Here is an 11,565-nt window from a genome sequence, read left to right on the forward strand (position 1 = left end):
TGCGAGGTATCCACAAATGAAGGATCTGAAATCTCTGGTGAAAAAATACTGGTATTCCGCAGCCCTCCTGCTGTTGTTTCTCATTGCGGTCTTCCTGCGCGTTTATCGTCTGGAAAGCCTGCCTGACGTTCTTCATATCGATGAAGCAGGACTGGGTTATAATGCCTGGTGTCTGGCTCATTACGGAACCGACCGGTATCTCAATGTACGCCCTTTTTACCCTCAGAATTTTTATGGTGGTCAGAGTCCTCTTTATACCTACTTACTGGCTCTGCTGATCCGGACAGTCGGACAGGGCAACCTGTCTCTTACGCTTCTCAAAATTCCCGCAGTCCTTGCAAGCCTGTTGCTGTTTTTTGTCGGGACCAAAAGTATCCGTCTGGTGTTCGATGATCAAAAATGGAGTATTGCTGCTGCTTTCCTGTTGGCAGTCTGCCCCTATTATATCATGTCCGCCCGTTTTGCCCTGGACTGTAATCTTATGTTGTGCTGCTCAGCTGTAGCATTGCTGTTTCTCATCCGTTTCACACAGACTAAGACCCTTCGGAACCTTATATTATCCGGAGTCTTTTTTGGTATCACGATGTATTCGTATGCACTGAGTTACTTCCTGATCCCTATTTTTCTGATCTGCATTTCCCTGTATCTGCTATACACGAAAGAAATATCCTTCCGCCGGGTTCTGCTCTGGGCTGCATGTGTATGTATTACAGCTCTGCCCGTAATATTATTTGTATGCTCCCTGTTATTCCACTGGGAAACCATTCATTTTCTGGGGCTTACCATATCTCCCATCGCCTCCGAGCGCATGTCCGATGTGGGAGTCACTTCTTTCTGGGAAAATATAAAAGATATCATAAAGATTACCTTGACATGTGGTTCCTACCGTTTAGATGCCGTACCTAAATTTTACACGCTTTATCCCTTATCCATTCCTTTTATTGTTCTGGGATTTATCGGTGCAGTTTACAGTTTTCTTGTCTCTCTGTACAAGCGGACTTTTCAGGCCGACAGTATCTATCTGCTGTTCTTTCTCAGCGGTCTCATCACCATTGGTCTGTCCGGATCCGGCTATGTCTACCGGGCTAACAGTTTCTTTATCTGTTATCTCTTCTTCCTGATAAAAGGACTTTTCCTTTGCTGCCGTTTCCTGTCCTCTTATCACACAGGCTTTATGCTCCTTTTGTCCGCCGGTTATCTCTTATGGTGCATCTCTTTCTGCAGCTTTTATTTCCGGGTCTATACCATGACCGACGTCTGCCCGAATTATCTGTATTCCATCTCCTTCCGGGAGTGTGTGGATGATGTGAATCTCAACCTGGATTATGCGGATCTCTATGTGGATCTGGTCAACATGAAGGAGTTTTTCTTCTTTTATTATCCCGCATCTCCTTATGATACTCAGGATGAAGAAACCTTTACCGACGGTATACACACTTATCATTTTCTCACCGACTATTCCACGAAGATCAGTCCTTCTTCCGTCTATGTGGTATACAAAAAGAACAATGAATTCCTGCAGAATCTGTCAGAGTCCGGACTGGCTTACCAGACCTGGGAATACCCGTATTATTATGTTATTTATTTTGAGTAACCGTGCTTTCCTCTTTCTTCGTACTCAGTGTCACTCCATCACCTACCGGCAGGATCACCGTCTCCAGTTCCGGATGATGTTTCAATTCATACAGATATTCCCGCATCCTTGCATGAATGGTCCGGTTCCTTCTGGTTACGGCAAAACGGGATTCTATGATATCACCGTCCTGTAATACGTTGTCGGAAATCAACAGTCCGCCGGGGGCCAACAGGCGTAAGATATCCGGCAGGAAATGAATGTACTGTCCCTTCGCCGCATCCATAAAGATCACATCATAGGTGCCTTCCAGTTCCCGCAGGATCTCCGTAGCATCACCCTCCAGCAGAGTGATCCGGTCTTCCCTGCCTGCCTTACGGAAGTTCTCTTTTGCGATAGGAATTCTTTTCTCATATTTTTCGATCGTCGTGATATGACAATCCCCCGGTGCATATTCACTCATCAGTAACGCAGAAAAGCCGATAGCAGTCCCAACTTCCAGGATGCTCTTCGGCTTTGTAAATTTCAGCAAAAATTTCAGCAGACTTTGCATGGATCTGCGTATGATGGGAACCTGTGTCTCCAGAGCGAATTTTTCAATCTCATTCAGCCACGCCGGATTCCCGCTGTCCAGGGAATCGATAAACGCGGACATTCTCTCGTCTATGATCATACTGTCCCTCATTTCACACTTTACTGTGCAACTGCAGTGGTATCCTGTGTCTCACCGGTAATCGCACTGCCGTTGTCTATAGTCTCCACTGTCTCTTCCGTTGCGCTTTCCGTCTGTCCGGCCATGACTTCCATCATTTCCTCTGCGGTCATGGCAGTACTCAGCTCATAAGTTCCGGGCTGCCAGTCCTTCTTATTCTCAGATAACAGATACTGTAATGCGAACAGTCTGCTGTCACGTGTCAGGCCCTTTTCCTGCATAATTGTGCCAATCTCCGTTGCGGACATGTCCGAGGTCAGGGTTACTGTGATCTTACGTCCCTCTCCGGCAGAGACCGCCGGTTCTGTGAAAATACGATAACCATAGTCGTAGCATGTAGACGCTCCGGTGTACACCAGATATACCACGATCACTGCAAATGCCACTTTTAAGATAGCGCCCAATACGGCACCTGCCAAATTTGCTGCCTTCATGTGTTCTGTCCTTTCTTATCCAAGTAATCCGCATTTCGATCCATACATTCGCAAAATCGTCTCTTCGAGACTTTCCTTTTGCTCACTCAAAATGCATCTGATCGGTAACGTAAAGTCCGATCCCCTGCATCATACGGCAAAATGCCAGCTCCGCCGCCAGAAAATCCGACACCAGTGGATTCTCCCGGAAAGCTTCGTTTTCTCTGGTAAACTGATCCAGCTTATCAAAGTTGGTGTCCTTGCTGGTCTGCAATTCAAAATTTCTGGTCCGGAATTCATCGATCTGTCTCTTAAGTTCCGGTTGCTCCTTCACGCGGGCCAGCTGCTTCTGATATTCCAGATAAGCGTCGGTATTACGAATCGCCTGTACCATCTGCTCTACAGCCTGATTTACATTTTCGTCCGATGTAATCTTCATCTGCTTACGACCTTTCCAGCAATCGCTGCTATTACACTTCCATAATGATCGGAAGGATCATGGGACGTCTCTTGGTCTTCTTCCATACATAATCGCCGAGGACATCCTTGGTGGTGGTCTTCAGTTTACCCCAGTCCGTAATTCCCTTATCCAGACATGCCTGCAGCGCATCATCCACGGTGCGTCTGGCTTCCTCGATAAGTTCATCGGATTCCTTCACATATACAAAACCTCTGGATACAATGTCGGGACCTGCTACCAGTTCTCCACTGGCCTTGTCCAGACTCATGACCACGATCATAATACCATCTTCTGCCAGATGCTGTCTATCTCTCAATACTACATTTCCGACATCACCGACACCCAGACCGTCCACCAGAATAGCTCCTACGGGTACTCTGCCATTGACCTTGGCCTGTTCCTCGCTGACTTCCAATACATCTCCGGAGGACAGGATGAAGATATTGTCCTTACTGATGCCCAGACTCTCTGCAATCTTGGCCTGTGCCTTCAGATGCTTGTATTCACCATGCACGGGTACTGCGTACTTCGGATGGATCAGGGTATAGATCAGCTTGATCTCTTCCTGGCAGGCATGTCCGGATACATGAGCATCCTGGAAAATAACATCTGCGCCTTTGCGGAGCAGCTCGTTGATGATCTTGGTGACGGACTTTTCATTGCCCGGGATGGGGTTGGAGGAGAAGATTACGGTATCCCCCGCACCGATCGTGATCTTACGGTGCATATTGTTGGCCATACGGGACAGGGCTGCCATACTTTCGCCCTGGCTTCCGGTGGTGATAATCACCTGCTGCTCATCGGGATAATTCTTCATCTGATCCAGATCCACCAGTGTATTCTCGGGGATATTGATGCACTCCAGCTTGATGGCGGTATCCAGGATATTCACCATACTGCGGCCTTCCACAGCTACTTTACGGCCGAATTTATAGGCCGTGTTGATGATCTGCTGTACACGATCCACATTGGATGCGAAAGTCGCCACAAAAATTCTGGTATTTTTATGTTCTTCAAATAAGGTATCAAATGTCTTACCTACGGTCTTCTCGGAAGGGGTAAAACCGGGACGCTCGGCATTGGTGGAATCGCACATCAGTGCCAGTACACCCTTTTTACCGATCTCGGCAAAACGCTGTAAATCAATGGCATCTCCATAGACCGGAGTATAGTCTACCTTGAAGTCTCCGGTGTGTACCACGATACCGGCAGGGGAATAAATTGCCAGTGCTGCGGCATCTACGATGCTGTGATTCGTCTTGATGAATTCCACACGGAAATCACCCAGATTGATGGACTGACCGAACTTCACCACTTTGCGTTTGGTCTTCTTCATGAGGTTATGCTCTGTCAGCTTGTTCTCAATGATCCCCATGGTCAGGCGGGTTGCGTAGATGGGCACATTGATATCACGCAGCACATAGGGCAGTGCTCCGATATGATCCTCATGTCCATGAGTGATGACAAATCCCTTTACCTTATCGATATTATCCTTCAGATATGTTACATCGGGAATGACCAGATCGATTCCCAGCATATCATCCGCAGGGAAAGACAGTCCGCAGTCCACCACAATAATACTGTCCTCGTACTGGAAGGCAGTAATGTTCATACCGATCTGCTCCAGGCCTCCCAAAGGAATGATCTTCAGACCTGAAACGTTACTATTCTCTTTTTTCTTTTTCAACGAAATTACCTCCAAATTCTATACGTCTATACAACTGTTCTTAGTGTATGTATCCCGGCGTTAGAACGGATTGTTATGCTCTGCAAACAAAGATCTGTGATTTCACGCCTGCTCCTTCCGGCTCTCTTCTCAAAGACTCCCGTGGAGATCAGACATCCCAGATCTTACGATTCCATCAAAATAACGGCATCTCTCATGCCCTTCGTGTATTCCCTGTCACTTTTAGCACAAAACCATTATATGCTGAAACCGGCAAAGCCTCCAATATCCCTCTCTGCCAATCATACAAATCATATATAAATATAAGACCGTCCTTCTCGCAGAACTGCCTGTATTTATCATATATCAAGGTCATAAGCCTGAAAACAGGACGTGCTTGCACAGGAGTGATTTTATGGCTTAATGACCTGCCCCAATATGATCTAAATTAAATCAACGTCCTCTAACATATCCGCAAATACTCCGGATACCGCTTCCAGTTCTTCATCATCGGAGACTACATCATAAATGCTCTCTTCTTCACCATCCTGAGACATATCCTTCAGGATCAGGGCATCTCCGTCTCCCTCTTCCACATCGGTTACCAGGATGTAATTGTGTCCACCGATCCTGGTCTGTTCCAGTACATAAAATTCTACAGGTTCTTCGCCTTCGGGGCGAAATGTAATCTTTTCCAATTTACTCATTCTGTTTCCTTTTTCTTCTCATTGTTCCTGCGATCCAGATAGCCCTGCAGGATCAGAGTAGCTGCGATCATATCCACGTAATCCTTACGGTTCTCACGGCGGATTCCCGCTTCCATCATGGCTTTGTCCGCTGCCACAGTCGTCAGTCTCTCATCCCAGAAATATACCGGGAGACCGGTCCTGCGCTCCAGCTTCTCCTTGAACTCCTTGGTCAGTTCCACGCGGACACCCTCGGTATCGTTCATGTTCTTGGGAAGTCCCAGTACGATCTCTTCCACTTCATTCTCCACGATCAGTTCTTCGATCCGGGCCAGCGTCTGTCGTAATTTATTCTCTTCTTTGCGGCGAATGATCTCCACACCCTGCGCTGTCAACAGCAGACTGTCACTAATCGCCACGCCCACGGTACGTGAGCCGAAATCCAACCCCATAATACGCATGTGGGTCCTCCTGATAACTGTAATTATTTCCAGTGTTTTGTCCTGATATACTCCGTGAGCAGTTCTTCCACCAGTTCGTCACGCTCTACCTTCATGATGAGGCTGCGGGCATTTTTGTGACTGGTAATATAAGTAGGGTCCCCGCTCATGATGTAACCTACGATCTGGTTCACCGGGTTGTATCCCTTTTCCGTCAGTGCCTCATATACGGTAGAAAGCACCAGCTTCACACCGGTCTCAGGTTCTGTCTCTACCTTGAAGTATTGTGTATTTCCTAAGTCCTGCATACGATCCTCTTTTTCTGCCATAGGGCAAATCTTTCCGTTATGCCTTATATTACCGCATTTACTTTGAAAATTCAAGGGGTGATAGTAATAGGATTTCATCCGTCAAAAACCCCTGTACCCTGCCGCATATCACGGTATTTGCAACATTTTTTTTATTTTCCTTCACAGAGACAGCCAGTTTGACATAATCTCTCGTGTGTCCCAGCAGATATTCCATTCCGCCGATCTCCTTGGTCTCCTCCAGAAGCACCTCCGCCTCCCGTCCCACATAGTGGGTCCGGAACTGCTTCGACTGTTCCTTCTCCATAGCCAGAAGTTCCGCACTTCTGGTGGTCTTCACGGGATCCGGCACCTGATGAGACATCACGGCCGCTCTGGTGCCTGCCCGTTTGGAATACTTGAAAATATGCATCTCGAAGAATTGAATCCGGTCTAAAAATTCCTTTGTCTGCGCAAACTCTTCCTCAGTCTCCCCCGGGAAACCCACAATGACATCTGTGGTGATGGCTGGATGGTCAAATACCTTACGAAGCAGCGCAACACTCTCCGCATATTCTTCGGAAGTATATTTACGGTTCATACGGCGTAGCGTGGCATCACAGCCGCTCTGCAAGGACAGATGGAAATGGGGACACAGCTTCGGCAGTGCCGCCATTCTGGCTGCCGTCTCCTCCGTAATAATGCGGGGTTCCAGGGAACCGATACGGATCCGCTCAATACCTTCAATATCATGGATCCGTTCCAGCAGATCGATCAGCTTACTGCTGCCGGAATAATCTCTTCTCTCCTCATCTTCTTTTAATACGGAGACACTTTCTCCCCGCTTCCAGGCTTCCTCGTCGAAATCAATGCCGTAGGAACTGATATGGATACCTGTCAATACGATCTCCCGGTATCCGTTCTGTGCCATGCCGGTGATCTCCCGGATGATATCTTCCGCCCTGCGGCTGCGGACTCTGCCTCTGGCATAGGGGATAACGCAGTAAGAGCAGAACTGATTGCATCCGTCCTGAATTTTAATATAGGCTCGGGTGTGCTCCGCCGTCTGTTTCAGAGTCATTTCTTCGTATTCTGCAGTATGGTTAATGTCTATAACAGTAGTGTCATGCAGAGTCTTGTCCACACCATGTCCGGCATTTTCTGCATTCTCTGCCACCGCATCTTCCTGTTCCAGATCCTGCAAATATTCCTCCAGAATGGATGCCAGGTTCTTCTTGCGGTTGTTGCCGATCGCCAGATCGATGCAGGGATCCTGCTCAACATCTTCCCTTCCGGTCTGCACGTAGCATCCCACAGCCACCACCAGTGCCGCCGGATTTTTCTGCTTCGCACGATGAAGCATCTGTCTGCTTTTCCGGTCTGCAATATTGGTAACTGTGCAGGTATTTACAATATAAATATCTGCGGTTTCATCAAATGGTACAATAGTATAACCTTTTTCTTGTAACATTTGTTGCATTACTTCTATTTCATAGGAATTAACCTTACATCCGAGGTTGTGTAATGCTACACTTTTCATAGGATTCCTCACTTTTTTTGTATTGTTTTCGTCTTGACTTTTGAGCGTTCCCCCATTAATATAAAGTCAGAAGGTATGACACACATTAAGGAGGTAGTCAACATGAAGACAGTTCAGATTTCTTTAAATTCTATTGATAAGGTAAAATCTTTCGTAAACGATATTACTAAGTTCGATTATGATTTCGATCTTGTATCCGGCAGATACGTAATTGATGCAAAGTCCATCATGGGTATCTTCAGCCTGGATCTTTCCAAGCCTATCGACCTGAACATCCATGCAGAGGATGGCGCTGATGAGGTTCTGGAAGTATTAAAGCCTTATCTGGTATAAGTTACCGATTCGGAATTCCGAATACATAGTAAAACAGAGAACACCTTGAGAGACGCAATCCTCTTGAGGTGTTTTTTATATGCCATTTCAAAAAAGTAACTATTCAGTACCTCTGTTTCCCCGGTTCTGAATAGTTACTCTGCATTCGCACTTATGCTTCCGCAATGATCAGTTCTTTGGTCTCCAGTGCGGTCTTCACCAGTTCGTCGATCTTCTCATCCAGATTGTGTTCATGTCTGCGGATCACCTTCACGTTCGGTTTCGTCACGGGATGTTTTGCCACGAAGATGGTACAACAATCTTCATAGGGCAGAATGGAAGTCTCATAAGTCCCGATCTTCTCGGATACTTCTACGATCTCCTGCTTGTCAAATCCGATCAGCGGACGGTAGACCGGCAGCTCACATACTTCATTGGTAGCAATCAGGGAATTCATGGTCTGGGATGCCACCTGTCCGATGCTCTCACCGGTGATCAGGCCCAGGCACTCAGTCTCTTTCGCGATCTGTTCCGCAATCCGCATCATATAACGGCGCATGATAATGGTCAGTTCCTCATGAGGACATTTCTCATAAATATATAACTGAATATCGGTAAAATTGATCACATGCAGATAGATCGGTCCGGTGTAACGGGCAACGATCTTCGCCAGATCCACTACTTTCTGCTTCGCACGCTCACTGGTGTAAGGCGGTGCATGGAAATATACCGCATCGATCTTGACGCCTCTCTTGGCGATCATATAACCTGCCACGGGAGAATCAATACCACCGGAGAGAAGCAGCATTCCCTTGCCACCGGTACCTACGGGCATTCCTCCGGGACCGGGCAGGATCACGGAGTAGATATAGATTTCTTCACGGATCTCAATGTTCAGCATAATATCGGGATGATGTACATCCACCTTCATATTGGGATAAGCCTTCAGGATAGCTTCTCCCATATCCATGTTGATGGTCATGGAATCCTTGGGGTAATTTTTCCGGGCACGTCTCGCTGCCACCTTGAACGTCTGATTGCAATCGGGATATACTTTTGCAATGTAGTCAATCACGGTTTCACACAGCTTCTCAAAGCCCTCATCCTGTACGTGCACTACCGGGCAGATTCCGGAGATTCCGAAGACTCTTTGTAAGTGTGCCACAACTTCATCGTAGTCAAATTCTGACTCTGCATCTACGAAGATACGGCCCTGTGTCTTGTGCACCAGGAATTCTCCCTCACACTTTTTCAGTGCATACTTAATCTGGCGTACCAGAGCATCTTCGAACAGGTAACGGTTCTTTCCCTTAATGCCAATCTCGGCATATTTTATCAAAAATGATGTAAACACGTTCGTTTCCTTTCTGAGTGTTTCTCAAATCGCTTATCTGCGACTGTATCTGCGTAACATAGGTACTATATTGTACAATGCCTGGAGACATACGTCAATCTCTTCTTCCGTGGTAAATACGGAAAAACTGAAACGTATGGTGGAATCCAGCAGGGATTTATCGATGCCGATGGCTTTCAGTGTAGCAGAAGGCTGCGGCTTGTGTGCAGAGCAGGCGCTTCCTGCAGAAACATAGATTCCCTTGTCCTCCAGTGCATGCAGGAGCACTTCACTTCTGACGCCGGCAAAAGATACGCTGACAATGTGTGCCGCCGTTCCCTCACCGTACGGTGCATCCGGCAAAAGTCCGTTGACCTTCACCTGATCCAGTCTTTCCACACCTTCAATGAATCGTCTCTTGCAGGCGCAGAGTCTGGCATGATCCTCATCAAAATGACTATAGAGCATTTCCGCTGCTTTTGCAAGTCCCGCAATACCGGGCACATTCTCGGTACCGGAGCGGAGGTTCTGCTGCTGTCCGCCACCGAATACGATGGGCTGGATCTTCACCCGTTCCCCTACATACAGCAGTCCGACGCCCTTCGGTCCGTGGATCTTGTGTCCACTGACGGACAGCAGATCAATGTGCATCTTCTTGGGATAGATCCGGGATTTTCCGAATCCCTGTACCGCATCCACATGGAACAGCGTATCCGGGTTCATCTGTTTGATCAGAGCTCCGGCTTCCTCAATGGGCTGCAGGGCTCCGATCTCGTTATTCGTGTGCATGATAGATACCAGAATGGTCTCCGGTGTCATGGCTCTGCGTAAGTCTTTCAGCCGGATACGTCCGCAGGGATCCACCGGCAGATAAGTGACACGATACCCCTGGGTCTCCAGATAACGCATGGTCTGCAGGATAGCGGGATGTTCGATCTGCGTCGTGATCAGATGATTGCCTCTGCGGCAATTCGCCAGGGCGCAGCCGATCAGTGCCATATTATCGGATTCCGTTCCCCCGGAAGTAAATAAAAGCTCTCTCTCCTCCACCTTCAGAATCCTTGCCAGAGTCTCCTTGGCATAGCGGAGGTATTTCTCTGCCTCCACTCCCTTCATATGCAGGCTGGAGGGATTACCGTAATCTTCACACATGATCTTCGTCATCAACTCTGCCACTTCCGGGAATGTCCTTGTGGTAGCGGAATTGTCCATATAGACTTCCATTCTCTTCTTCTCCTTGCTATCTATCTCTTCAGTAACTATTCAGCGCCCTATTCGCCAAATCGACTCTTCCGGGCTTTCCTTTTGCTCTGAATAATTACTATATTCTTCTTATGATTAAAATATGCCGCAGGCAGGCGATCCGTGCCGTCCGCTGTCTAATTTTCCAACTGATACATCAGCCATGCGATAGTCGTAAATCCGGCCGTCTCCGTCCGCAGGATCCGTTTCCCCAAAGTGATCGGTTGAATTCCCGCCTCCGTGGCAAGTCTTATCTCCTCCGGATCAAATCCGCCCTCCGGGCCGATGAAAATAGCGATCTGCTGTCCGGGTCTTGCGCTTTCGATGAGCTGTTTCGTCTGTGGCATTCCTTCCGCCAGCTCGTAAGGTACCAGTTTCAGATCCATTTCAGAAGCCGTTTTCACCGCCTGCACATAACTCATAACCGGTGCCACCGTCGGGATCACGCCTCGTTTGCTCTGCTTGGCGGCTGCTTCCGCAATTCCCTGCCAGCGCTTTATTTTGCTGTCCGCTTTTTTCTCATCCAATTTCACCACGCAGCGTTTCATAGCCACCGGAATGATCTGAAAGGCTCCCAGTTCCACAGCCTTCTGGATGATGAGCTCCATCTTGTCCGCCTTGGGCAGTCCCTGGAACAGATAGATCTTCGCCGGAAGCTCTACTCCGTCTTCCTTGATAAAACGAAGCTCCAGACGGACACAGTCCTCTTCCAGTGCAAGGATCCCACAGCGATATTCCTTCCCGTCGATTCCATTGCTGACAGCCACTTCTTCGCCGGGGCGCATCCGCAGTACATTTTTGATATGATTCACATCGGTTCCCCGGATGATAACGCTCTTCGCTGCCACGTCGATCTGTTCCGGTTCTACAAAAAACTGATACATAGAAACTCCTATTTTAA

At 47.8% G+C, this 11,565-nt stretch carries 13 protein-coding genes; 2 read left to right on the forward strand and 11 right to left on the reverse strand.

All coding sequences use genetic code 11. From position 1 onward, the window contains the following. The first annotated feature begins 16 nt into the window (after positions 1-16). The gene (locus ACLTOH_RS03770; RefSeq protein WP_412223408.1) at positions 17-1,594 is read left to right on the forward strand and encodes an ArnT family glycosyltransferase; all 1,578 of its coding nucleotides are present in this window, start codon (positions 17-19) and stop codon (positions 1,592-1,594) included. Here ACLTOH_RS03770 and ACLTOH_RS03775 read toward each other — a convergent pair. The 8 genes from ACLTOH_RS03775 to ACLTOH_RS03810 all read right to left on the reverse strand — a co-directional run bounded on the left by ACLTOH_RS03775 (position 1,578) and on the right by ACLTOH_RS03810 (position 7,777). Then, positions 1,578-2,246: an O-methyltransferase gene (locus ACLTOH_RS03775; protein WP_412223410.1), complete on the reverse strand. Its 669-nt coding sequence runs from the start codon at positions 2,244-2,246 to the stop codon at positions 1,578-1,580. The two genes, ACLTOH_RS03770 and ACLTOH_RS03775, sit on opposite strands and share 17 nt — an antisense overlap. A 20-nt stretch (positions 2,247-2,266) precedes the next feature. Continuing rightward, positions 2,267-2,719: an endolytic transglycosylase MltG gene (locus ACLTOH_RS03780; protein ID WP_117465963.1), complete on the reverse strand. Its 453-nt coding sequence runs from the start codon at positions 2,717-2,719 to the stop codon at positions 2,267-2,269. An 82-nt stretch (positions 2,720-2,801) separates the two neighbouring features. Beyond that, positions 2,802-3,137: a YlbF family regulator gene (locus ACLTOH_RS03785; RefSeq protein WP_118503139.1), complete on the reverse strand. Its 336-nt coding sequence runs from the start codon at positions 3,135-3,137 to the stop codon at positions 2,802-2,804. 31 nt (positions 3,138-3,168) lie between these two features. Continuing rightward, entirely contained in the window at positions 3,169-4,845 is a 1,677-nt protein-coding gene (locus ACLTOH_RS03790; RefSeq protein ID WP_022312134.1) for a ribonuclease J, read from the reverse strand. Between the two features lie 422 nt (positions 4,846-5,267). Further along, positions 5,268-5,522 (reverse strand): DUF1292 domain-containing protein, encoded by a 255-nt coding sequence (locus ACLTOH_RS03795; protein WP_118538206.1) that lies wholly within the window; start codon positions 5,520-5,522, stop codon positions 5,268-5,270. Between the two features lie 5 nt (positions 5,523-5,527). After that, the gene (gene ruvX / locus ACLTOH_RS03800) at positions 5,528-5,971 is read right to left on the reverse strand and encodes a Holliday junction resolvase RuvX (RefSeq protein ID WP_118538161.1); all 444 of its coding nucleotides are present in this window, start codon (positions 5,969-5,971) and stop codon (positions 5,528-5,530) included. A 23-nt stretch (positions 5,972-5,994) separates the two neighbouring features. Further along, the gene (locus ACLTOH_RS03805; protein ID WP_022152845.1) at positions 5,995-6,258 is read right to left on the reverse strand and encodes an IreB family regulatory phosphoprotein; all 264 of its coding nucleotides are present in this window, start codon (positions 6,256-6,258) and stop codon (positions 5,995-5,997) included. A gap of 58 nt (positions 6,259-6,316) precedes the next feature. Next, positions 6,317-7,777: a MiaB/RimO family radical SAM methylthiotransferase gene (locus tag ACLTOH_RS03810; RefSeq protein WP_262593594.1), complete on the reverse strand. Its 1,461-nt coding sequence runs from the start codon at positions 7,775-7,777 to the stop codon at positions 6,317-6,319. 102 nt (positions 7,778-7,879) lie between these two features. On the opposite strand from ACLTOH_RS03810, the gene ACLTOH_RS03815 reads away from it, so the two are divergent. Further along, positions 7,880-8,110, forward strand: a complete 231-nt coding sequence (locus ACLTOH_RS03815; protein WP_022152847.1) for an HPr family phosphocarrier protein — start codon at positions 7,880-7,882, stop codon at positions 8,108-8,110. A 151-nt stretch (positions 8,111-8,261) separates the two neighbouring features. On the opposite strand, the gene thiI is transcribed toward ACLTOH_RS03815, so the two are convergent. The 3 genes from thiI to ACLTOH_RS03830 all read right to left on the reverse strand — a co-directional run bounded on the left by thiI (position 8,262) and on the right by ACLTOH_RS03830 (position 11,548). Further along, the gene (gene thiI, locus ACLTOH_RS03820) at positions 8,262-9,443 is read right to left on the reverse strand and encodes a tRNA uracil 4-sulfurtransferase ThiI (RefSeq protein WP_022312140.1); all 1,182 of its coding nucleotides are present in this window, start codon (positions 9,441-9,443) and stop codon (positions 8,262-8,264) included. 33 nt (positions 9,444-9,476) lie between these two features. After that, complete coding sequence (locus ACLTOH_RS03825; RefSeq protein WP_412223413.1) at positions 9,477-10,646, reverse strand: cysteine desulfurase family protein; 1,170 nt, start codon at positions 10,644-10,646, stop codon at positions 9,477-9,479. Positions 10,647-10,801: 155 nt separating this feature from the next. Further along, positions 10,802-11,548, reverse strand: coding sequence for a 16S rRNA (uracil(1498)-N(3))-methyltransferase (locus ACLTOH_RS03830; protein ID WP_118538167.1), 747 nt, complete (start codon positions 11,546-11,548; stop codon positions 10,802-10,804). Positions 11,549-11,565: the final 17 nt, after the last annotated feature.

It is taken from the genome of Waltera sp. (assembly GCF_046969025.1).
Classification (GTDB): domain Bacteria; phylum Bacillota; class Clostridia; order Lachnospirales; family Lachnospiraceae; genus Acetatifactor; species Acetatifactor acetigignens.

Excerpts from the sequence above, each read along its gene's own strand:
- ruvX (WP_118538161.1), bottom strand. The coding sequence starts at position 5,971 with ATGCGTATTATGGGGTTGGATTTCGGCTCACGTACCGTGGGCGTGGCG.
- ACLTOH_RS03825 (WP_412223413.1), bottom strand. The coding sequence starts at position 10,646 with ATGGAAGTCTATATGGACAATTCCGCTACCACAAGGACATTCCCGGAA.
- ACLTOH_RS03770 (WP_412223408.1), top strand. The coding sequence starts at position 17 with ATGAAGGATCTGAAATCTCTGGTGAAAAAATACTGGTATTCCGCAGCC.
- ACLTOH_RS03775 (WP_412223410.1), bottom strand. The coding sequence starts at position 2,246 with ATGATCATAGACGAGAGAATGTCCGCGTTTATCGATTCCCTGGACAGC.
- ACLTOH_RS03785 (WP_118503139.1), bottom strand. The coding sequence starts at position 3,137 with ATGAAGATTACATCGGACGAAAATGTAAATCAGGCTGTAGAGCAGATG.
- ACLTOH_RS03810 (WP_262593594.1), bottom strand. The coding sequence starts at position 7,777 with ATGAAAAGTGTAGCATTACACAACCTCGGATGTAAGGTTAATTCCTAT.
- ACLTOH_RS03805 (WP_022152845.1), bottom strand. The coding sequence starts at position 6,258 with ATGCAGGACTTAGGAAATACACAATACTTCAAGGTAGAGACAGAACCT.
- ACLTOH_RS03830 (WP_118538167.1), bottom strand. The coding sequence starts at position 11,548 with ATGTATCAGTTTTTTGTAGAACCGGAACAGATCGACGTGGCAGCGAAG.
- ACLTOH_RS03815 (WP_022152847.1), top strand. The coding sequence starts at position 7,880 with ATGAAGACAGTTCAGATTTCTTTAAATTCTATTGATAAGGTAAAATCT.
- ACLTOH_RS03780 (WP_117465963.1), bottom strand. The coding sequence starts at position 2,719 with ATGAAGGCAGCAAATTTGGCAGGTGCCGTATTGGGCGCTATCTTAAAA.